The organism is Hymenobacter coccineus (assembly GCF_001816125.1).
Classification (GTDB): Bacteria; Bacteroidota; Bacteroidia; order Cytophagales; family Hymenobacteraceae; genus Hymenobacter; species Hymenobacter coccineus.
Genome location: NZ_MDZA01000447.1, coordinates 1 through 20,365 on the forward strand (window position 1 = coordinate 1; position 20,365 = coordinate 20,365).

At 62.1% G+C, this 20,365-nt stretch carries 20 protein-coding genes and 1 pseudogene; 6 read left to right on the top strand and 15 right to left on the bottom strand.

All coding sequences use genetic code 11. The features are described 5' to 3' along the window. Positions 1-86: 86 nt before the first annotated feature. From BEN49_RS23655 to BEN49_RS23670, 5 genes are all read right to left on the bottom strand, one after another. On the bottom strand, positions 87-392 hold the full coding sequence (locus BEN49_RS23655) for a DUF2268 domain-containing putative Zn-dependent protease (protein ID WP_125917187.1): 306 nt from the start codon (positions 390-392) through the stop codon (positions 87-89). An 887-nt stretch (positions 393-1,279) separates the two neighbouring features. Further along, complete coding sequence (locus BEN49_RS28515) at positions 1,280-1,429, bottom strand: hypothetical protein (RefSeq protein ID WP_158023064.1); 150 nt, start codon at positions 1,427-1,429, stop codon at positions 1,280-1,282. A 136-nt stretch (positions 1,430-1,565) separates the two neighbouring features. Further along, positions 1,566-2,852 carry a replication initiation protein gene (locus BEN49_RS23660; protein ID WP_070747236.1) on the bottom strand — a complete coding sequence of 429 codons (1,287 nt, stop codon included), beginning with the start codon at positions 2,850-2,852 and terminating at the stop codon, positions 1,566-1,568. A gap of 646 nt (positions 2,853-3,498) precedes the next feature. Then, on the bottom strand, positions 3,499-3,876 hold the full coding sequence (locus BEN49_RS23665) for a hypothetical protein (protein ID WP_070747238.1): 378 nt from the start codon (positions 3,874-3,876) through the stop codon (positions 3,499-3,501). Beyond that, positions 3,873-4,631 (bottom strand): ParA family protein, encoded by a 759-nt coding sequence (locus BEN49_RS23670; protein WP_070747240.1) that lies wholly within the window; start codon positions 4,629-4,631, stop codon positions 3,873-3,875. Before BEN49_RS23670 ends, BEN49_RS23665 begins: the two co-directional genes overlap by 4 nt. A gap of 682 nt (positions 4,632-5,313) precedes the next feature. Between BEN49_RS23670 and BEN49_RS23675 the strand changes: the two genes are divergently transcribed. Both BEN49_RS23675 and BEN49_RS31110 read left to right on the top strand, forming a co-directional pair. Then, entirely contained in the window at positions 5,314-5,535 is a 222-nt protein-coding gene (locus BEN49_RS23675) for a hypothetical protein (protein ID WP_070747242.1), read from the top strand. 91 nt (positions 5,536-5,626) lie between these two features. After that, positions 5,627-5,935, top strand: a complete 309-nt coding sequence (locus BEN49_RS31110) for an integrase core domain-containing protein (protein ID WP_125917189.1) — start codon at positions 5,627-5,629, stop codon at positions 5,933-5,935. Positions 5,936-7,719: 1,784 nt separating this feature from the next. Here BEN49_RS31110 and BEN49_RS23680 read toward each other — a convergent pair. Continuing rightward, positions 7,720-8,037, bottom strand: a complete 318-nt coding sequence (locus tag BEN49_RS23680; RefSeq protein WP_070747244.1) for a recombinase family protein — start codon at positions 8,035-8,037, stop codon at positions 7,720-7,722. Positions 8,038-8,104: 67 nt separating this feature from the next. Continuing rightward, positions 8,105-9,253: pseudogene (locus BEN49_RS23685) on the bottom strand (ISAs1 family transposase). 92 nt (positions 9,254-9,345) lie between these two features. On the opposite strand from BEN49_RS23685, the gene BEN49_RS23690 reads away from it, so the two are divergent. Further along, positions 9,346-9,696 carry a Tn3 family transposase gene (locus BEN49_RS23690; RefSeq protein ID WP_262490252.1) on the top strand — a complete coding sequence of 117 codons (351 nt, stop codon included), beginning with the start codon at positions 9,346-9,348 and terminating at the stop codon, positions 9,694-9,696. A 40-nt stretch (positions 9,697-9,736) separates the two neighbouring features. Beyond that, on the top strand, positions 9,737-9,895 hold the full coding sequence (locus BEN49_RS28525) for a hypothetical protein (RefSeq protein WP_158023066.1): 159 nt from the start codon (positions 9,737-9,739) through the stop codon (positions 9,893-9,895). Here BEN49_RS28525 and BEN49_RS30325 read toward each other — a convergent pair. The 5 genes from BEN49_RS30325 to BEN49_RS23710 form a co-directional block, all read right to left on the bottom strand. After that, positions 9,892-10,527 carry a xanthine dehydrogenase family protein molybdopterin-binding subunit gene (locus tag BEN49_RS30325; protein WP_083326426.1) on the bottom strand — a complete coding sequence of 212 codons (636 nt, stop codon included), beginning with the start codon at positions 10,525-10,527 and terminating at the stop codon, positions 9,892-9,894. The genes BEN49_RS28525 and BEN49_RS30325 overlap by 4 nt on opposite strands. A gap of 2 nt (positions 10,528-10,529) precedes the next feature. Continuing rightward, complete coding sequence (locus tag BEN49_RS23695) at positions 10,530-12,155, bottom strand: xanthine dehydrogenase family protein molybdopterin-binding subunit (RefSeq protein WP_083326427.1); 1,626 nt, start codon at positions 12,153-12,155, stop codon at positions 10,530-10,532. A gap of 20 nt (positions 12,156-12,175) precedes the next feature. Next, entirely contained in the window at positions 12,176-13,228 is a 1,053-nt protein-coding gene (locus BEN49_RS23700) for an FAD binding domain-containing protein (RefSeq protein WP_070747247.1), read from the bottom strand. 32 nt (positions 13,229-13,260) lie between these two features. After that, the gene (locus BEN49_RS23705) at positions 13,261-13,851 is read right to left on the bottom strand and encodes a (2Fe-2S)-binding protein (protein WP_083326429.1); all 591 of its coding nucleotides are present in this window, start codon (positions 13,849-13,851) and stop codon (positions 13,261-13,263) included. A gap of 186 nt (positions 13,852-14,037) precedes the next feature. Continuing rightward, positions 14,038-14,289, bottom strand: coding sequence for a hypothetical protein (locus BEN49_RS23710; RefSeq protein ID WP_070747249.1), 252 nt, complete (start codon positions 14,287-14,289; stop codon positions 14,038-14,040). 408 nt (positions 14,290-14,697) lie between these two features. Between BEN49_RS23710 and BEN49_RS23715 the strand changes: the two genes are divergently transcribed. Next, on the top strand, positions 14,698-15,342 hold the full coding sequence (locus tag BEN49_RS23715) for a DUF6882 domain-containing protein (RefSeq protein ID WP_369073229.1): 645 nt from the start codon (positions 14,698-14,700) through the stop codon (positions 15,340-15,342). 19 nt (positions 15,343-15,361) lie between these two features. Here the strand turns inward: BEN49_RS23715 and BEN49_RS23720 are convergent, their stop codons facing one another. The 3 genes from BEN49_RS23720 to BEN49_RS23730 form a co-directional block, all read right to left on the bottom strand. Next, positions 15,362-16,060, bottom strand: a complete 699-nt coding sequence (locus tag BEN49_RS23720; protein ID WP_070747253.1) for a YwqG family protein — start codon at positions 16,058-16,060, stop codon at positions 15,362-15,364. A gap of 241 nt (positions 16,061-16,301) precedes the next feature. Next, the gene (locus BEN49_RS27345; RefSeq protein ID WP_083326428.1) at positions 16,302-17,882 is read right to left on the bottom strand and encodes a TPM domain-containing protein; all 1,581 of its coding nucleotides are present in this window, start codon (positions 17,880-17,882) and stop codon (positions 16,302-16,304) included. A gap of 503 nt (positions 17,883-18,385) precedes the next feature. Continuing rightward, entirely contained in the window at positions 18,386-18,988 is a 603-nt protein-coding gene (locus tag BEN49_RS23730; protein ID WP_070747257.1) for an SMI1/KNR4 family protein, read from the bottom strand. A gap of 435 nt (positions 18,989-19,423) precedes the next feature. Here BEN49_RS23730 and BEN49_RS23735 point away from each other — a divergent pair. Next, positions 19,424-20,365: alpha-L-rhamnosidase N-terminal domain-containing protein (locus tag BEN49_RS23735; RefSeq protein WP_193415871.1), on the top strand; the 942-nt coding region annotated here is incomplete at its 3' end.

Genomic DNA, 20,365 nt, shown 5'->3' on the forward strand with positions numbered 1-20,365 from the left:
AACGGCGGCATTCGGCCCTGGGCTACCTCGCCCCCAACCACTTCGAAACCCATTTTCAAACTGCGTCCCAACTCTGTGCGGCTTAGCTAGACCACCTCATGTTGGTAGTGCCGCTTGCCGATCGCATACCCCATGTAGTAGCCCAGGTCCGGGACGTGGCCGGGCTTGTCGAGCGGGTTGTAAAACCAATTCGAAATGTTCGGGGTGAACATCTCTCGTTTGAAGCGTTCTTTCAACGCGGCTTCGTGGGCCGGGCCATAGCTCATGTAGGGCAGTTGCCGTTTTTTGCCGGTTACGAGCTCCGCCACCAAATCGCAGGTTCCTTCGTACAGCGCTTGCCCCAGGACGGTGTTGCCCGGCCCATGCTCTTGCGTGTGCACGTACTCGTGCACGTTCAGCGGGACGATGTGGTCGAAGGGATTGCGCGCAAAAACACTCGCCAAGAAGGCGTGGTCCTTCCCCGTAAATTCCGAAATGTCCGTTTGGGGATTCCCCGTTTCTAACTCCGCCCCGACGATGACGAGGCTGTCCTGCGTCGTTCCCCCCGAGCGCAGGGCGCCGATGGTGAAGTAGATGCTGGCGGGTGGGGTAGAGTTGCTGCAATTTGGCGAGGTACGGGGCCAAGTTTTGCGCCCCCGTCTTCGCGAGTTGGGTGGACGGGCGAATGGAGTTCCAGAACTTCGGGTGGCGCCGAATGGAGCCGACCCACTCGGCGGCCGTGTAGCCCTTGGCTTGCTGAAAGGCGCGCAAGCCCGGGGTGCCCGGGGCAAGGTAGAGCCGCGTGAAGAGGGCCACCTGGCGCAGGCTGTCGGAGGTGGTGCGCACACTGTCGTACGCCACCCAGAAGCGGTCAATGTCGGCGAAGAAGACGCGTGGCTTCGGTTGTTGACCGAAGGCCGCGGTAAAACTTAAGAGGGTGATGAACAGGCAGTGCAGGCGCAGCATAAGCAAGCGGGAGGCAGAAAGGTTGCTGGGAATACGGGGAGCTACTCGGGCTACTGGTAGAATAGCTGTTTCGTTACCGCAACGCCAAGTAAGCTGAACGGACCACGTGCGATATGATAAGGCGCTTACCGAGCAAGGTATTACACCGAGCGCGGCGGCCTGACTAAAAAAGGCCCGTATTGTAAGAGTTGTCCGAGAACGACCTTTATGTTAGGTAATGGTGCTTTACCTATCAACCTAGGTTCCACTACCGAACTAGCCATAGGAAACGCCGGGGAAGTACACCACGCAGTGCCCACAGGTTTCGGTCCTGAACCCCTCCCCGTCCGTGGTACTACTTAGTAGGTACCGCAAGGGGGTGGGCAAACGTGACCTGTTGGCGGGCCTGCGGGTCACCGGCGATGGCTGCCTCCAACCCCGTCTCGTCAGCGGCCATTTGCTGGACGATGCCGCTCCAATCAGGTTTTGGCTTGGTAGCGGCCATGGGTCGGTCGAGGGAAAACAACAAGACAGAGATGACGCCGCCAGCGGATTCGCTTCTGCTTCCGTACCAAACAGGTACCTATCCGATTTTGCTGCACTAGAATTGGCAAAAATAGTAGCACTGGCCCCACCAGGAGTTAAGGAAGAGCATTTTTAATAAGCCAGTCATCTCCATCACGCTTTACAAGGGCAAATCCTTGGCTTAAGTAAATGGCTTCTAAATGCAGTTCAAAAGTGGGTTCCTTCAGCTGTCGTTTCAGAAAAGGCCCTGGATTCTCGTACATGTCCCGTACCTCCCGCAGCGGAAAGGCCACTTCTTCCAGCAGCGGCAGTTTTGCTTTGATGGCAGCACTTGCTTTTTTGACTGGAATTGCTTTTGCCGCTTTTTGTCCAGCCAGATACTCTTCTAACAGGTACTTCTCCACCAATGCTTTATAGACTGCGCCTGCTGGCTTTTTTACCTTCCCCAGCTGGTGTTGCTTGCCGATGCGAGACAATACAAAATCGACGTATTCGAGAGGATACTCCTTATCTTCTAGTTGCTTAATAATTTGTTTAATACTCCGCAGGCTAACCCCTATTAACCGTAACGCCTGAACCCAAGCAGGTTCGCCCGCAGTAGGCTGATTGGCATTCTCAGCATTCTGTAAATGTTTGGTATTTTTAACAAGTTGAGTATTTTGTTCTTCTACTTCATCTGAACTAGCAACGACTGTATCGTAGCCAAACAGGAATTTGATGCGCTGCACGAGTTGGTTTTGTCGCTCCAGCTCGTAGGTGAACGGCATGTCGGTGCGCGCCAGTTCCAGCTGTGCACGGTCCAGCACCCGCGCTTTGAAGTTGCTAAACCGGGGGTATTCGTTTTCAGCAATGTTGAGCATGAAGCGCAGTTGTTCCGGAGTGACGGTCCGCTGCCCAAAGTCTGAATACTCCTTGAGCAGCCAGTAGATGCGAACCGAACTGGGGCTTTTTAGCTTGCGCAACTCGTCCAGGTCGGCCAACGTGAAGTTGCCACTCTCGCGCAACTGCAGCAGGTACGGCATAATGAGGGGGTTGAAGGCCGCCACTATCCCGCCCATGTCACTGTCGTAGCCCGCCTTAGCCATCAGCGGGATGTAATCGTATTTGGGCCGCCGCCGCCGTTTGCGGGTGCCGTCCTCCAGTATTTCGATGTACAGCTTAAAGGAAGTAATGTCGTCGCACATCTCGTCAAGCTGCTGGTAAGCGGACCCGCCGTGGCGCTCAAATAACAGTTCGCTGACCGGAATTACATGCTCTTTGAACTCGGTATCGTCCAGGCTGATACGGGAGAGTAGCGCTAGAAACAGGCGCATCTGCAGGGGCACAAAGCTGAAACGTGCGTTGACGAGCGCGTTGTGCTGGGCCACTATTTTGTCGGCGTTCTGCTTAGGCGGTGTTTTCATGGCGGATAGGTTGGGGCACTGGAAAGCAAGAGCCGACTTCTCTGCAGCAGCTTGAGTCTAGTGGCGTCCTTTTTGTAGCACCCTGAAATTAGCCAGCGTCCTTTTTGTAGCAACTTGGAATCAGTCAGCGTCTTTTTTGTAGTAACCCAGCGTCCTTTTTGTAGCAACTTGGCGGCGTAACGTCCTTTTTGTAGCAACCTGGAATCAGTCAGCGTCCTTTTTGTAGCACCCTAGCGTCCTTTTTGTAGCACCCTAGCGTCCTTTTTGTAGCAACTTACCCGCATAAACTACTGTTCTTCAGTGTGTTCTGTGCACCCTAATACTAATACTATAATCTGAGTTTAAAGATAACTAGCTAGGGAGTTTTTTTTCAGCGTCTATTTTGTAGCAACCCCGCACTCTTAAAAGTAAAAAAAAGTATAAACACTAAATAATTTTAGACGGTTGTACTTTTTTATACTTTGTTTTGTTAATCAGTAAGTTGCGTTCTTATACTAAACTAAAATCCGATTCTATTTGCTTGATTTTTTACCGCCTTAATCAAGGAAATATGCAATATTATCAGTAGCCTGAGCAGCCATTGCAGCAGTGGTTGCCGCAACTGACCCGTTGCTATCGCCTTGCGGCAGTTTGATCGATGGTCCCGCTATTGGGGTTGCAGCTTGCGGTTTGTTTTGAGGAGCTTTTCCAGCACGGGCTCTGGCAGCGTCCGCTGGGCGGCGGGCAACTGCGCCAGGGCGGCTTGCAGGGTGTCTTCCAGAAACTGCCGGATTTCGAACCCGGGCTCCCAGTACTCCGCCTGCTTGAGTTGCAAGTACGTTTGGTCGCGTACGTAGGACCCAAAAGGCACCCAGCGCCCGGTGGGACCGGCCGGTGCGGGTACTTCCGCCGGGGGACTCGAGATAGAACCGACGGCAGGGTGCGCTGGCAGCGGGCTGACGGCCCCGAACATCAACTCGTCGGGGGTGGGGGCAACGGGCTGGGTCAGCGTGCCGCCGAAGCGTTTTTTGGGGCCGGTGCTCATAGACGGGCAAGTATTTCAGTGGTGAGGTTGGCGTAGTCTTCGGCCCCGTTGCTGGCGGGCGCGTAAGTGAACAGGTTTTGCTTTTCAATCTGCGCTTCCGACAGCTTGCCGTTTTGCCGGATGCTGGTGTGCATGAGCAGCGGCCCCGTCACGGCATTTTCCCGCATGATGGCCACCACGTCGTGGTGCAGCGCGAGGCGGTAGCTGGCCGAGTACTTCGTCAGGAACAGCCCACCGACTTTCAGGCGGGGGTTGAAGTTTTTGCCCATGATGGCGCAGGCGTCCAGCAGCGTGGTCAGGCCCTCGTAGCCGTAGAACTCGGGCTGCACGGGAATAAACACCGCGTCGCTGGCCACCAAAGCCGCGTAGGTGAGGCTGGTGAGCGCGGGGGGCGTATCAATCAGCACGTAGTCGTAGTCGGCCGCTACGTCCTCTAACTGGTCTCGCAGGAAGAACTGGTAGGTGGGCTGCTGCCCTAGTATCTTCTCGAGCTGCGTCAGTTCCCGGGCCGAGCCGGCCAGGCCCATCCCCTCCCCCACCCCGACGATGATCTGCTTGAGGGTGCGCTCCCCCTTGATAACGGTACCCAGATGAGTCGCCGCGTTGGCGGCAAAGCTCATGGTCAGGTTGTGCTGCGGGTCGCAGTCTAGGAAGAGCACCCGCTGCCCGCGGCGGGCCAGCTCCTGACCGACCGTGAGCGTGGAAGTGGTCTTGCCTACTCCTCCCTTATGGTTTGCAAAGGTGATAACTTTCATGAGGCAGCAATGAACGTGATGCAGCAATATTACAACGCAAGGGACGGATGAGCATACTCCACATACCACCAATTCTAAAATTGCTCAACATTCTAAAATTGCTCAACATTTTTAAAATGTTGAGCAATTTTAGAATGTTTTGTACCCAATTATTAACTCATATGCCTTATAGATTGAATCTTACATGCATTTGTTAACACCAGAAATTACTTAGAATGTTGAGAATGTCAAAAATGCTAGATATGTTAGACAATTAGCTGACTCATAAATGTGTTGTACTTGCCATAAATACTTAGAATGTTGAATATGCTAAATATGCTAGGCGTTATGTTTTAAGATTCAGGTATACTCCGCATAGCGCAACCAAACTTGCCCGCAACGGCCGTGGTGGGGGAGGGAAATGGGTCGGCCTACATCAGGCCATTGGGTACCAATGAAATCCGGAGAAATGGCCTGGTCTAACGAGCTAAGGCATCGAGAGTACTGCAATCGGTTGGCTTGGTCGGGTGGGTCAGTCCGGCGCAGCTGGTGCACGTGATTAGATGTTAAAAATTGGGTGCCCCCCAGAAGTCGAATCCGATGCCGATTTTGGTGCGTGATGGTCTACGCGATTACTTCAGGTCCCAAATCCTGAGGCGGCCGAAGCAAGAATGAAAGTAGAAGGCTGTTCATTCGTGCTGGAATGACGCCCAAAGCCAGGGAAGCGTTGCCCAACCACCAGCATGCTTACGGCAAGAAGTTCAAGGCCGGGCCCCTGCGCCTGGCCAGCGAAAGCCGCCGCACCCGCATCAAGCACTCACTCGCCCTGCACAGGGCTGCGAACAGGAGCCTCGCAGCAACCGCCACGGCCGAGTCATCTTGGAACCGCTTCAAAGCCACACAACCCGGTTGTTTCTCGATCTGACCAAAGCCAAGTTCAAAATCAGCCACAACGTTGCTAAAACCGTGTCCAGGGGCGGTAATCGCCTATAATCGCTCAGCATATTCCACATAACATGCCGATCAGGGCAGCCAGTATTCCGCAACCAACTTCAAGGCCTTACCCGCGCGCCGCGAGGCCATGCCAAGCAGGAGTCGGCGCGGTAACTGTGGCGATAACGCCCACGCCGGGTCATGTTGGAGCCGACTCACAACGGCATTGCTTGGACGGCAACAGCTTCCGCAACTTACGCGAAGCGCGCCCGGAAATCAGCCACCATTTCGCCTATTTCAACAACGAGCGTCGACACGCTGCCCTCGGCTACCAGTCCTCCGATCACTTCGAAACCCATTTTAAAATTGCGTCCCAACGCTGTGCGGCGTAGCCAGCCCACCGCATGTGCTTGCGCCACTGGTCCCGGGGGGGCTGCGCCGCGGCCAGGAGCGTGCGCGCACTCAGCCGGACGCTCGTTAGGAAGTACTTCCTGCTCGCAAAATCAAGTAGTGGTGCCTGCAGAGCCCCCTAGCCTTGCTCGGGGTGCTTTTGCGCGCTGCGTAGCCCCCAGCAAGCTGCCGGGGCGCTCCTGGGCCCTGGCAGAGGTAGCGCGCATCCGCTTCCCGCAGCTTTGTGGCTACCAAGACAGGGCTTGCCGTACTGCCTGAAGCCTAAAAGAGGCGGACCCCCGATACGCCAACAGCCGCAGGTGAGGCACTTAAAAGCGGCCACCGGGTGTTCCGCCGACGGCCCGCTGTAACTACCACTGGGGAAGTAATTGTACGACTGCGCAACTACATAATTGCGCAACTACATAATTGCACAACTACATAATTGCACAACTACATAATTGCACAACTACATAATTGCGCAACTACATAATTGCGCAACTACATAATTGCACAACTACATAATTGCACAACTACATAATTGCACAAATACATAAGTCTATAACTGCCTAATTGTGTAAGTAGAAAAATAACCATTCTGATAGCTATCAACCTTGATGCGCAGCAGAATGGCTAGCCAATTATGCCCATAGCCCCGTCGGTTCTTAGGCCCTCGCGCCGGTGATCAAGCGAGGAGCTTAGCGGCGGGCAGAAGTTGCCCAACAAGCCATGTCTTTGTGCGCACAAAGGGGGCGCGAAGTCGACGCAAGCTTGGCCTAGTTAGCCGCTGCGGCGCGGGCTAGGCACACGCCGCCGGGTTGCAGTCCGTCGCAGCCGAAACGCTCACCGATTGGGCCCAGGCGTGGTTGGCGATGCCACTCCCGCGGGCCCAGCTGCGCGCGGCCGGGGTGGGAAAAAAGACCGCGAGGGGGGCAATTGGGGCAGCTGGCGGGTCCCTACTCCGCAGCGGCGGGCCCCCGCCCGGCCCCACCGCCTCGGCCCCCAGCCAGTCTAGCCGACGGGGCCGTGGCCTGGCGGAACGGGTCAGTTCGGTTCAGCCAGTAAGGGCGCGGGGGTGCGCTCAAGCAGGCGTTGGGCCTGCTTTTAGGAGAAGGCTCCTCCCTTGCGCGCAGTAAAGCCACGCGCACGCAACTTCCCGGCAATCCGCTCACAACGCAGCCCTGGCGCGCGGCGGACCAGAACAAGCGCTGTGGCCTGCTGCTTACCCGCGTGCTCACGCGCCTTGCGCTGCCGAGCTGCCAGCCCCAGCGGCCGCGCTTCCCCAGTGAGCTTCTTGGACGTGCCCACCTGCGCCCCACGCGCCTCCTTGGCCTTGAGCGCATTCTTGGTGCGCTGGGAAATAGGCTCGCGCTCGTGCTGCGCAACGACGATAAATAGGCCGAAAGTAAGGGCATTGGCGTCGGGTGTCAGCTTCCCTTTTAAGGAATCCAGTCTACTTCGAAGCCCGACAGCTTAAGCGAGGTTCAAAGCGGCACACCTGGTTGAAGCATCACTTAAAAATTATAGCAGTTAGATGTCCAATTATGGGGCCCTTATTGGATTAATTATTATTGACAATCAATAACTTATAAAGTATGCATAGGCAAGGGAAGAGCTTAAGCCGCGCGCCTTGTGCTGACCTTACTGCGTTAGGGGATAGGCTGTAGCACTACCCGCCGATTGCGGGGGCGTTGTGCGGGCTCCCGGTTGTCAGCCACGGGCTGAGTATCCCCGAACCCTAGGGGCTGCAGGCGATTAGGGGTTGCGTTAGTAACTGGACAAAGAATTACGCTAAGGCCTTGTTAACCGCTTTGACAACAGGCACAGTAGGCTTTTCATTAATCTGGTAGCCAGCGAAGCGCAGGATTTTGTAGAGGGTGCGGCGGGAGCCAATCTGGAAGTAGGCCATGAGCTGGCGGGTGGATTGCTGACCCGCCTCGTAGAGCTCCTTGACCGCCGGCGCAATTTTCTGGTAGCGCGGGGCCAAGCCCGGGGGTCGGCCGCCCTGGCGGCCGCGGGCCCGGGCCGCCTGCAGGCCGGCGCGGGTGCGTTGCACGAGCACGTTGCGCTCGTGCTCGGCCAGGGCGCAGAAAATCTGGAACACGAGTTGCCCGCCGGGCGAGGTCGTATCAATCGGGTCCTGGAGCGAAATCAGGGCTTACGCATCAAACCTAGAGAGCCGTCGCCCGGCCGTTCTGGCGGGCGCAGGGTAGGAGTTGGGTCATGTACTTATCGTTCCAGCCCGCGTTCCGTCGTCGGGCCCGCAGACTGCCCGGCTGGTGTTTTCCTTGCTGCAAAAGGTTGAAAGCCAGCTTGCGCAAAACGGCAAAACTGCGGGTGGCGACCCGGTCGCGACTGCGGGCCTCGTCCTCGCGGAAGACGACGTCCAGCACCCAATGCAGGCTGTTTTCGATGGCCCAGTGGCGGCGGATGGCCTGGAGGAGCACCGCGGGGGCATCGGGGCAACTGGTCAAGCAGTAGCGCTACTCGACGTGCGTGCCCGGCTGGTGCTGCGCCTGCCGGATGGTTTCGACCGCGATGATGGCCCGCCAGCCGGGCCAGGTGCGCAACGCCGCTACTTTCTCGCCCAGCGGCCGCACCCAGGCCCGGCGGCGCACCCAGCGGCCGTGGCGGCGGTCAAAGGCATCACAATCGGCGGGGTACTCGGCCCAGTGGTCGACGCAACTCCCCTGACAATAGGTTTTGACGGCCCGGTAAAAGCGCCCTTGATTGCCTTTCAGGGCAAAAATATAATCCGCCTGCCGGGCAAGTAGTTGCCGGGCAATGGCCCGCTGGCAACCCAGCGCATCTACTGTAACAAGCGTGTCAGCTAACGGCAGCCCACTGATTAACACCGGAATAGCGGCCAACTCCTGTCCTTTGCCTACCACCCCTACTTGCCCCAGGCCCAGGCTTTGCGCGGTGGCAAACGCGCTGACGACGTGCAGCAGGCCCTGGGCCCGCCCCCGGTCAAAGAAAAGGCGCACGGCCTTGCCGTCGATGGCCACCCCCTCGCGGGGCAAGGGCGGGGCGGTGCTGGCCATCCACTGCCGAAAGCACTGTTCGAGCACCTGTGGGTCGAGCCGGGAGAACACGCGCCGGAACGTATCGTGGGAGGCACTGCCGTGGGGCAAATCCAGGAAAGTGGCCAACCACGGGTGCTTCATCCGTCCGTAGTCGGCGATGTCCACCCACGTTTCGGCCCCGGCTACCACGGCACACACGGCGATGACGAACAGATTAAGCAAGCGGTGCCGGGTGCGGCCGGCGCACCGTGGGTCGGGCAAGGTGGCGAAGGAAGCAACTAGTTGACTGAGCATAAGGACCTTGGAAATGCCTAAAAAGGCAAAGGTCCGCTGTTAGTAGAGTGACTGCAATTTGATGCGTAAGCCCTGACCTGCACTCGCAGGCCCTGCGCCGGCGCATCCACGCCCAACTTAACAAAGGCGAGCAGTTGCACGCTCTGCGCAGCTGGCTCTGGTTTGGCGGCGACGGCGTGCTGCGTCAGAAACAGGAAGAGGCCCAGCAGGAAGTCGTGCGCTGCCTCAACGTGGTCACCAACGTGGTCGTCGTCTCGAATACGGTCTACGCCCAACTGGCCTTGCAACGTCAGCAAGCGGCGGGGCAGCCAGTGCTTCCCGAGCACCTGGCCCAACTCTCGCCGGCTCGTTTTGCCCATTTAAACCGCCTGGGTCGCTATTCTTTCCAGTTGCCCGCCGACGTGCTGGTCAATGGCCTGCGACCGCTGAGGCCCTTACCGTAATTCTTTGTCCAGTTACTAACGCAACCCCACACAGGAGCAGTTGCTGCTCGAACTGCGGCATTTCGTGGCCCTGGATACCCGCCGCCGCTGGACAGCCGCCGACTGCTACCCCGGCCAAGAGTTGCTGGCCCGCCTGTCGAAGGGCGGGAACAATGCGCTGCTGCGGCACCCAGTTGGCCCGGTGCGGCTGGCCCGCTAGCTGGCCAGGGCCTTAAGCAATTTGTCGGGGGTGAGGGGCAAGGAACGCAGGCGCTGGCCCGTGGCGTGGAACACGGCATTGGTGATGGCCGCCGGCGTGCCGACGCAGCCGATCTCGCCGATGCCGCGGGCCCCCAGCGCGCTGATGTGCGGGTCAGGAATGTTGAGGGCTTCCACCAGTATGTCGGGCGTGTCGGCCATGCTGGGCACGTGGTAATCGGCCAGGTTGCGCACCACGGCACGGCCGTTGCGGGCGTCGTAGTGGGTGGCTTCCATGAGCGTGGCGCCCAGGCCCATCGCCATGCCGCCGATGAACTGGGAGCGTGCCGTTTGCGGGTTCATCAGCCGGCCCACGTCGTACACGGCGCACAGTTGGGCCACCCGCACGGTACCGCTGGCCTCGTCCACGCGCACCTTGGCAAACACCGCCCCGAACGAGTAGAACGAGAATTGCTCGCGCTCGTCGCCCGGCTTGGCCGTGCCCTCGGCGCTGATGGACGGCTGCTGGGCGCGTTGCAAAATGGCGGCGTAGGTTTCGCCCTGCGCCGCGTTGGCCTTGCGCACCAGGCGGCCCTCGCGGGCCTCGATGACGTCTTCAGCCACGCCGAAAAGGGGCGACTTGCTGTCGCGGATGGCTACTTTTTTGAGGGCGCTGAGAGCGGCCTGGCTGGCCGCCGTGGCGGCGGCCCGATGGTGGCGGTGGTGGCCGAACCGCCCGTGGTGGGCGCCTTCGGCAGAGCCGAATCACCCAGCTCAAACCGCACGTTGTCAACGGGCAGGGCCAGCGCGTCGGCGCTGATTTGGCGGAAAATGGTGTAGGCGCCGTTGCCCAACTCGTGGGTGGCGCTCTGCACCAGGGCGCGGCCATCGGCGAAGATGGTGGCGCGGGCCGTGGCCTCGCGGCGGGCGGCCGGGTACATGGTGGTGGCCATGCCGTAGCCGACGAGGCTGTTGCCCTCGCGCATCGAGCGGGGCTTGGGGTTGCGCTTCGCCCAGCCGATGAGCTCCTGGCCGCGGGCGTAGCACTCGCGCAGGTGCTTGCTGCTGAAGGGCTTGCCGGTTTCGGGGTTTTTGTCGGCGTAGTTGCGCAGGCGCAGCTCCACGGGGTCGAGGTTGAGCTCGGTGGCCAGCTCGTCGATGGCGCACTCCAGGGCCCAGCCGCCCACGGTTTCGCCGGGGCCGCGCATAGGGCAGGGCGAGGGCAGGTTGAGGTGCGACAGGTGGTGCGCAAAGCCTAGGTTGGGCACCGCGTACAGCATGCGCGACACCCGGGCGCAGGGCTCGGTGTAGCCGCTCACCATCGAGGTTTGGGCCTGCGTGTCGTGTTGCAGGGCCGTGAGCTTACCGTCGCGGGTGGCACCTAGGGAAAGCGTCTGGCGGGTAGCGCCGCGCTGGCCCGCCGTGCTGAACATATCCTGCCGCCGCAGCTCGATTTTGACCGGCCGGCCCACCACGCGGGCCGCCATCGCCGTGAGCAGCGCCGGGGCGTACAGCCAGCCTTTCGACCCAAACGCCCCACCAATAAACGGGCAGATAATGTGCACGTTCTCTTTGGGCAAACTCAGCGACGCGGCGAAAACTTCTTGCAGCGTATCGACGCCGCGGGTGGTGTCGTACACCGTCAGGTAGTCCGCGCCGTTGCGCTTTTCCCAGCGCGCAATGGTGGCGAGCTGCTCGATGGGGTTGTGGTGCGTGATGGCCGACTCGTACACCCGTTCCAGCTTCACCGGCGCGGTGGCCAGCGCGGCCCTAGGGTTGCCCACGGTCACTTGCAGTGGCTCGTCCTTGCTGCCCGTGAAGGCTTCGGGTAGCGTTTGGCGGCTCGCGGTGGCGCGGTCCAGCTCGGGTTTGGCTTCGTCGTAGGTGATGCGCACCAGCGTGGCGGCGTGGCGGGCGTGCTCGTGGGTGTCGGCCACCACCACGGCCAGCGGCTGGCCGGCGTACTCGATGGTAGCATCCTGCAAGGGCTGCAGCGTTTCGGTGATGCCGCCTTCGCCCCGAAACAGCGAGCCCCCCACCTTGTCGGGTATGGGCTGCAGGCGGGGCGCATTGAGGTAAGTGAGCACCGCCAGCACGCCGGGGGCCTGCTGCGCAGCTTTAACATCAAGAGCGCGCACTTTGCCGCGGGCGATGGCACTGGTGGCGAGTGCGCCGTAGGCGAGGCCCGGCAGGTCCCACTCGGCGGTATAGCGCGCGCCGCCCATCACTTTGAGGCGGCCATCTACGCGTTCGAGCGGTTGCCCGGTAGCTTCGGTTAGCATAATAATAGGGTCTTACTTAATTAGTTAGGAGTAGCTACCTGGCCGGCCATGCCGCCCACGCTGGCCGCGAAGGCCGTGCCGGCCGGGCCCGCCAGGGGCTGCAGGCCGCTGGTTTCGAGCAGGGCGCGCACCACTAGGTTGCGGCCCATGGGTATTTTGTACGCGTTGTGCTCCAGCGGCTTGGCGTCGGCAAAGGCGGCGGTGGCGGCGGCCCGAAACAGCTTTTCGGTGGGCACATGGCCCGCCAGCAGCGCCTCGGTTGACGTGGCGCGCCAGGGCTTGGAGGCCACCCCACCCAGCGCAATGCGGGCGCGCTTGATTTTGGGGCCGTCCATTTCCAGCGCCACGGCGCACGAGGCGAGGGCGTAGGCGTAAGAGGCGCGCTCGCGCACCTTGAGATAGTGCGAGCGGCCCGCGAAGGCGGGCAGGTCGATGCTGGTAATCAGCTCGCCGTGCGCCAGCACCGTGTCGAGGTGCGGGGTGGTGCCGGGCAGCCGGTGCAAGTCCGTAAAGGCGATGGTGCGGGGGCCCTGCGGGCCGGTGGTTTGCACGCGGGCATCGAGGGCGGCGAGGGCCACGGCGAGGTCGCTGGGGTGGGTGGCCACGCAGGCCGCCGAGGCCCCAAACAGCGCGTGCACGTGGTTGTAGCCCCCAATGGCCGCGCAGCCGCTGCCCGGCGTGCGCTTGTTGCAGGGCTGGGCCAGGTCGCGGAAGTAGGGGCAGCGCGTGCGCTGCAACGGGTTGCCGGCCATCGTGGCCATGTTGCGAATCTGCACCGAAGCGCCCGCCAACAACGCTTCGCTCACAGCCGGGTAGCGCGCCAGGATGGCTGGGTAGTACGCCGCCTCGGTATTGGTCGCGTTGGCCCCGATGCGCACGCCGTCCTCAAAATCAGTAATCTGGCGCAGCGGCAGGCCCGCCACATCCACCAGCAGGCTAGGCTGGTGCACGCCTTCTTTCAGCAAATCGACTTGTGACGTGCCGCCGGCGATGAAGGATGCGTCGGGAATTTTGGCCACGGCGGCCACGGCCTGGCTGCCGCTAGTGGCGCGTTGGTATTGGAACGGATGCATGAGCTAGGTGAGGGAGGGAGGACAAAGAGCGGCTAGGCGCGTTGAGCCTCCTGAATGGCGGCGATGATGTTGGGATAAGCAGCGCAGCGGCACAGGTTGCCGCTCATGGCCTCGCGGATTTCAACGGCTGAGCCGTGGCGCGCGTGCTTGTCCTGGAGCAGGGCGGCGGCCGCCATGATTTGGCCAGGGGTGCAGTAGCCGCACTGAAACGCATCGTGCTTGATAAACGCCGCCTGCATGGGGTGCAGCACGTCGCCTTTCGCTAGCCCCTCGATGGTGGTGATGGCCTTGCCCTGCGCCATCACGGCCAGCGTGAGGCACGCGAGGGCGCTTTGGCCATCCAAGTGCACGGTGCAAGCGCCGCACTGGCCGTGGTCGCAGCCCTTTTTAGTGCCCGTGAGGTGCAGGTTCTCGCGCAGCGCGTCGAGCAGGGCTGTGCGCGGGTCGAGTTGAAGGTGGTGGCGGTGGCCGTTGATATTTAACTCAATAGGAAGCATGGCGGCGGTGTCGTTGGCAGTGGCTAGGCTAGCGGGTACTGCTTCCGGCGCGGCGGCTACGACGCTGGGCAGCGCCAGCAGCGCCGCCGCGGCCAGCGTGGCCGTCACAAAGGTGCGGCGCGACATGCCGCCGGCCACTACGTCTGCGCCGGCCCCGGCGGCGGCCCGCCGGTTGGGCGCAGCGTTTCTAGCGCGGCCAGGATTTGGCCGGGCCGCAGGTCTTGGCCCGGCGCAACCACGGTTTTCCAGCGCAGCACACGCTTCGTCGAGCAGCACCCAGGGCCTGCTGCCCCGCCACGCCCAACTGCGCCGCTAGGTCGCCGTGGCAGTCGAGCGCGTGCCACCCGTCGGGGGCCGCGGCGGCGAAGGGGCCCCGTCGCCAAATTCCTGCAGCAAGCGCGCGAAAACCGCGCTCTGGTGGGCCTGGGCCGGGTTCCACGCGCTGGGCGCAAACGCCAGGATGACGGGCCGGCCGCGCAACGCCAGCAGGGTGGAGCCATCGGGGAGCGCGCCGTTCGGGGCCACGTCGCCGGTTTGCAGCGCGGGTACTGGTGGTTGGGTCATGGGGGTGGCCGTGCGTGGGGAGTGCAGCAGTTTTCGGAGCGGGGCGCCGTGCGGAGCAAAATCAAAAACCTGACCGTCAAGTTTCTAATTTCTAGCTTTCAAGCAGCCGTTCCAAAGCAAACGGGTGGTCAGCTGCTCGTTGTGGGCGTCGGCCGCGTGTTTAGCCGGCTGCGAACAACCGGTAACCACTGCCTGACACCCGCATTGCGTCCACTCAAATACGTGCTTCCGCTGCCATCGTTGGCGCGCAACGGTAAAACCCAGTCGCTAACCTGGAAACCGCATTAGGGGCCCCTGCCCAGCGCACGAGCAGCTTGGCTGGGGTGAGGGGGCTCTTGCGGCCGCTGGGGCGATGGTGATGGCGCGCCCATGATGCCTGACCCTAGCCCCGCCCGCACCGAGTAAGAACTGCTCGAACGCTACGCCGCCCTGGCCTACGACCGGCAAACCGACTTCTACGAGGTCATCGGCGATAATGCCTGGACCGCGGAGATGGACGCCGGTACCATTTCCTTCGGGCCCGAACTGGTGTTTCCGCTGCAAGCGCTGGGCACGTTTTCGCACGTTTCCGAAACGTGGCGCTGGGCCTGGGTCGCCGCCGATTCCGACTGGCCCGCCCGGCTACTGAGCCAGGCCGAGCAACTGCGGGCCTATGGTGAGCAGCACGGCATCGAGCTGCTCACGGCCGGCGAGTTTGCCGCGACCCCGCAGGACCTGCACGCCATCGGGGCCATTGCCTCGGGCCTGTTTGGGGCCAGCGGCTACTACCTGGCCAACTACGGCCAGGGCACGCTGGTGCTCACCGTCAAAAGCGCGCAGCTTGACCAGGTGCCCAAAAACGACTTCGCCCGCATTTCAACCGTATTTCCGCAGGTCATCAGCATGTTCGAACTGCACCACCGGCCGGCCTTCACCCACTATATCACCCAGAAAGGCTACCCCGTCACCGAAACGGCCGATGCGGTAAGCGCCGCCTTGGATTCCGGCACGCTCACCGCGACTTTCGACGACCTAGGGCGGCTAGCCTCCCTCAAGGGTAGTAGCGGTGGCTAAGTTTGTGCGAGCCTGGTTTTTAATAAAAGTCGCAGTAGAATTCCCAGGCCCCAGTAGCCACGTTTTTGGCCAGAAAGATGGTACCGCTGTCTACTACGTTGAGTTGGGCCTGGGCATCGGAGGCAATTTGGAGCACGAACTCAAAGCCAGCACTAAAGTCGATGCCCAGCTGGCAGAACGTGGGCCAGCCGCCCAGCTTGTGGCCATGATGGTTTTTTACGAGGTCGTAGTAGCTAGCGATAGTGCCGGCGCGTTTCAGCGCCATCACATCCCCCACTAAGTGGTCGGCGCCGCCCCCGTCCCACACTGGATAGTCCGTCAGCAAAGGCCCCGCTTGCAGTGGAAAGGGCTTGAGCGGCGACGAGGGGCAGGGCATTGCGAGCGTTACCAACGGCGCGCCGTGCCGGTATTCGCGCAGTAGCCAGTTTTGGCCATTGGGGGCAGGGGCCGTGTCTACGGGCAATTGCGGGCTCACGAATACCGTCAGGGCCTGGGTACCGGCCAGGCTAGTGGGCACCGCCGACAAGTTCGCCAGCACCAGCTGCAGCAGCGGCCACATGGGCCGGCCCTGGGCATCTAGCGGCAGCGTTTCGCCAAGCAGGCCCAGGTACACGTGGCCCAGCCAGCTTTCGGTAGCCGAATAAGTAGGCTGGAATCCGCCGGTGGTGAACGCCACGGCGGGCCAGGCCAGCGCCGCTCTGATTTCTTGGGGGCTCATGGTTCAGCAGCAGTGGGCGGGAATTGATTGCCCAGCGCTCAATTTACGTTATCACTTTTGCTGGTGATTGCCGTCAGCTGATTCGCCTGCGGCGGATTCAAAGTAGCGGCCCTCCCGCCCTTCCCGATATGCTAGGCCTTCGGGCAGCGCGGGAGGCCTAGGCGCACCGCCCGTGGTGAAAATTTCGGCAGGAAGCCTTGCCTGAAAACGTGCGACAAACTCAGCAACTGTTTCTTAAATCCTACCAGCTGCTGCCCGCCCCGCCCCCGCCCGACGAGCCGCCGCTGCTACTGCTGCTAGAGCCGCTGCCGCCCGAGCTGCTGCTGCCTGAACTGCTGCCCCACGACGACGACGAGCCGCTTGAAGAAGAACCTTTTGTGGGGCTCGACCGACGCGGAATGGTTTCTCTGGTTTTCTCCTCGTGCTGGCAGAAGCGGCACGTGGCTACCCGCCAGCCCCAGCCCTCGGCGCGGCGGGTGGCGGCCTGTACCACGCGCAGGCGCGGCGGCGGCAGGGTGCGGTGGTGGCAGGCGGGGCAAACGGTGGTGCTGCTCTCCGGGTTGGGGTAGGCGAGGGGCAGGTGGTGGCCGTTGGCGCACTCCCACACGTCGTAGTCTATTGCCCGCGAGGTTTCTTCTATTTGCTGAGCAGGTTCAAGGTGGGGCGTCTCGGCGGCGCTGGCGAGCTGGTGCATGGGCAGCGCGCACTCGGGGCAGGCGAAGGGCGCCGCACGCAGCGCCGCTAGCTGCCGGCGGTGCCAGGGCCAGTACAGGGCCAGCGCTACCGGAAACAAATAGGCCGTGAAGGCCAGCACCCGGTGCGCCTCCTGCCGCTGCCCGTAGGCCTCTGGCCGACCTAGGGGCCCCACCGGCCGCCGCGCCCGCCAATACTGCCACCCAAAATAGGCGTGCAAATACAGCAGCGGCAGCCCGTAGAGCAGGGCCAAAAACGCCCCTGTAGTTAATTCGTCTTGAAGCGCGGGCACCACCAGGGCCCCCAGCACCCCTAAAGGCACCAGCACCAGCCAGCCGCGCGCACGCAGTCCTTGGGCGGTGCGGTACCACAGCACTAGGTACAGCACCAGTGCCAGCCCGGCCACCACTAGCGTGCCAATGGGCGGCCCCGGCGCGGGCGGCGAGTAATTGTAAGCTAATGATTCACCGGGCTGAGCGGTATTCAGCGGGTCCTCGTCGTCGAGTAGTCCGCTTTGCGCCATTATCGCCCGTTGCAGGCTGTCAAGGTAGAATCGGGTGGAGTCGGCGGCCGTTCGCAGCACCGGTTTTGGGAGCGCGGCGGCCGGTCGCAACCGCCCGATGAGGGCCGCCACGCCCTGCCGCACGGCCAGGTCGTAGTCGCCGGCGCGGGCGGGCTCCACCATGTAGCGCTGCTGAATGCGGTAGCAGATGATGTCGGGCAGGTCGGCTTCCAGGCCGTAGCCGGTTTCAAACTCCACCCGGCGCTGGTCGAGCACCAGCAGCATCAGCAGGCCGTTGTTAGTGGCCTTACTGCCGATTTTCCATTTATTAAACAGTGCCGTGACGGCCGTTTTGGGCATGGCCTCGCCCAGGCTGCGCACCAGCACCACGTCGAGGTGCGCCCGGCCGCTGCGGTCGAGGCTGTCGAGGCAGGCGTTGAGGAAGGGCGCCGTGCCGGGGGCCAGCACGTGGTCGGGGTCGCTCACGTAGGCTTCGCCCAGCGTTTTGGGGTCGGGGATGGTGGTGAGGTAGTTGTCGGCCGTGATGCGGCGGGCCGGTTCCGGCGACTGGCAGCCACCCAGCACTACAAGCCCCAACAGCCAGTACCACAGTCGAAAACGAAGCATACGCAGGAGTTGACAATAACTTACAATAGTGGGCTTTGCGGTAGTCAATTGGGGTGAGCATCCACCAGGCCGCCCGCTTCCCCGAAAGGAACCGGGAGCCAAAGTAGCGTGCGCTTAACTCCGAATCTCAGTCCTGGTCCTAGCCGCGGGCCGCGGACCCGGCGCGGCCTAGCCCACCGTTCGCCACCATGCCATGTCCTTGCCACTACTCCAATAATAGTCGCCCGGCCGGCGTGGGCGGTCACACCGCCCGGCTGGTGCCGTTTATGTGCGGCCGGCCCACGCCCCAAACCGGGCGCCAGGCGAGCCAAGGCAGGGCAGTGTTGCGCGGTTGCCTGGTGTCGGGCTGCGACCCGCGCTACTACTGCCTCCTTCGTAAGAAGGACTTGTAGCAGCCCGCCGCACCCAGCTGGCGCAAAAACGCTGCCGCTGGCCGCTGCAGTTGAGGACGGGCACGTTGGGAGGGGAGGGCCGGAAAGCAGCAAGGGCGCGGCGCGCCAGGCTTAGGCATTGTCGAAAGCGGCGCACCATGCGGCATAGTGCGCCCTAGCCCAGGTCTTCAGGCGCGGAAACAGCCACGCGGCGGCTTGCGGCGCGAGCCGAAAACCCTGCGCATCGTCCACAATCGGCTCGTCTTCAAAGGCCTGCAGCGCGTGGTGTCGAGCCGCGCTGCACAACAAAAACTGCCCGAGCGTATCGGCCACCGGGTCGCCTTCGTCCCAGTTGCCCGCGCCGTGCAGCAGCTTGCGGATGCCAGCCGCTGGCTGCCCGAGGTCGAGCACCAGCGGGTCGGCGCCCTCGTCAGCAAGCAGAAAAAAGGCGGGGTTCCAGTCGGGCAACGGCGTTTGGGTCACGGGGTTAAAGCTGTAGCCCGGCTGCTGCGGCCCGAGCCGAGCCAAGCCGTACAGCTGCAAGGGGTTGCCGACGGTGGCAAACTCCATGTCCTCCGCAGGAGCCACCCTATCCAGGTACGCCACCAAATCCGGCGGGAAGGGGCGGCCAAACTCGGCGCTGAGCCGGGCCGCCGCTTGGCCACGGCCGAAGGCAAACGGCAAGCCCGTAGGCCAGAATTGTTGGATTTCAGCGAAAGCAGTTTCTAGGGTCATGGCGTAGCAAATAAAGACATTTGCAATCCAGCAAACCCCGCCGCTAGCGCAGGGTAGCTGATAGCTCGTTGGTTGGCTTACTTTGCGGGCCATGGCTTTTTCCCCGCTGCTTACTGGTTTTTCTTCGACGAGCTAACGCTGCCTTGGGGCACCACCCTGGCCGAAGCTCACGCTCGCCTGGCGAATTGTCTCCGGTGGCCACCTTACGGCGACTAGTCTGCACCCACGCGCTGGGCCTGGCCGCCGCGCAGGTGGCCTTTTGGCCTATATCCGGCCAAGCGGCTTGGGCTGTTACCACCCGGTGGGAGACGCTGGTGCTGCCGCTGTATACCCTAGTGCCTGATACGGGTTAATTTTCAATTGTCCATCCTCCGCTCCGGTCCAAAGCCCTACGCGGGCCGGTGCGCGAGGACGGTGTCTTGCTTTGCTTCCTTTATGAAAAAAATACTCTTTATTCTGCTCGCGGTGGGCCTGCTGCGCAGCCCCGGGGCCCTGGCCCAGGTGCGGGTGCAAAACCTGAGCTGTGAAAACCTGGCCGACCCCATTGGCCTCGACGTGGCCCGGCCGCGCTTCAGCTGGCAACTGCTGGCGGCCAAGGACCGGCGCGGCGTGCGCCAGACCGCCTACGAGGTGCGGGTGGCCGCCTCGGCCGCTGGGCTGGCCCATGGGGGCCCCGCCGAGGTGTGGAACTCGGGCAAAGTAGCGTCCGACTCGTCGGTGAACGTGACCTACGCCGGCCCGGCCCTGCAACTAAACCGGCGCTACCACTGGCAGGTGCGGGCCTGGGACGAAGCCGGCAAGCCCTCGGCCTGGAGCGCGCCCGCCTTCTGGCAAGTAGGCCTGCTGGCGCCCGCCAATTGGCTGGCCGCGTGGATAGGCCCCGGCTACGCCGAAGACTCGGTGCACCGCCCGAGCCCGCTGCTGCGCAAAGAGTTTAAGATCAACAAGAAGATAACTTCGGCCACCGCCTACATCACGGCCCACGGCCTGTACGAAGCCCAAATTAATGGCCGGCGCGTGGGTGACGGCTACCTCACGCCGGGCTGGACGAGCTACAACAAGCGGCTGGCCTACCAGGCCTACGACGTGACCAGCCTCGTGAAAGCCGGGGCCAACGCCGTGGGGGCCACCCTGGCCAGCGGCTGGTACCGCGGCTACATCGGCTTTGATCGGGTTCACAACATTTACGGCCGCGACGCGGCGCTGCTCTTCCAGCTCCACCTGGCCTACGCCGACGGCACCAGCGAGGAAGTGGTGTCGGACGGCAGCTGGCAAACTACCAGCGAGGGCCCCATCCGCTTCGCCGAGCTGCAGCGCGGCGAAACCTACGACGCGCGCCTGGAAAAAACCGGCTGGGCCCAGCCCGGCTACGACGCC

What these genes read in the sequence shown, in the direction of transcription:
- BEN49_RS23705 (WP_083326429.1), bottom strand. Translation starts at nt 13,851, where the DNA reads ATGTCGCGCCGCACCTTTGTGACGGCCACGCTGGCCGCGGCGGCGCTG.
- BEN49_RS23695 (WP_083326427.1), bottom strand. Translation starts at nt 12,155, where the DNA reads ATGCTAACCGAAGCTACCGGGCAACCGCTCGAACGCGTAGATGGCCGC.
- BEN49_RS23660 (WP_070747236.1), bottom strand. Translation starts at nt 2,852, where the DNA reads ATGAAAACACCGCCTAAGCAGAACGCCGACAAAATAGTGGCCCAGCAC.
- BEN49_RS23665 (WP_070747238.1), bottom strand. Translation starts at nt 3,876, where the DNA reads ATGAGCACCGGCCCCAAAAAACGCTTCGGCGGCACGCTGACCCAGCCC.
- BEN49_RS23720 (WP_070747253.1), bottom strand. Translation starts at nt 16,060, where the DNA reads ATGAGCCCCCAAGAAATCAGAGCGGCGCTGGCCTGGCCCGCCGTGGCG.
- BEN49_RS31110 (WP_125917189.1), top strand. Translation starts at nt 5,627, where the DNA reads ATGCCGATCAGGGCAGCCAGTATTCCGCAACCAACTTCAAGGCCTTAC.
- BEN49_RS23700 (WP_070747247.1), bottom strand. Translation starts at nt 13,228, where the DNA reads ATGCATCCGTTCCAATACCAACGCGCCACTAGCGGCAGCCAGGCCGTG.
- BEN49_RS23710 (WP_070747249.1), bottom strand. Translation starts at nt 14,289, where the DNA reads ATGACCCAACCACCAGTACCCGCGCTGCAAACCGGCGACGTGGCCCCG.
- BEN49_RS27345 (WP_083326428.1), bottom strand. Translation starts at nt 17,882, where the DNA reads ATGCTTCGTTTTCGACTGTGGTACTGGCTGTTGGGGCTTGTAGTGCTG.
- BEN49_RS28515 (WP_158023064.1), bottom strand. Translation starts at nt 1,429, where the DNA reads ATGGCCGCTACCAAGCCAAAACCTGATTGGAGCGGCATCGTCCAGCAA.
- BEN49_RS23730 (WP_070747257.1), bottom strand. Translation starts at nt 18,988, where the DNA reads ATGACCCTAGAAACTGCTTTCGCTGAAATCCAACAATTCTGGCCTACG.
- BEN49_RS23675 (WP_070747242.1), top strand. Translation starts at nt 5,314, where the DNA reads ATGACGCCCAAAGCCAGGGAAGCGTTGCCCAACCACCAGCATGCTTAC.
- BEN49_RS23670 (WP_070747240.1), bottom strand. Translation starts at nt 4,631, where the DNA reads ATGAAAGTTATCACCTTTGCAAACCATAAGGGAGGAGTAGGCAAGACC.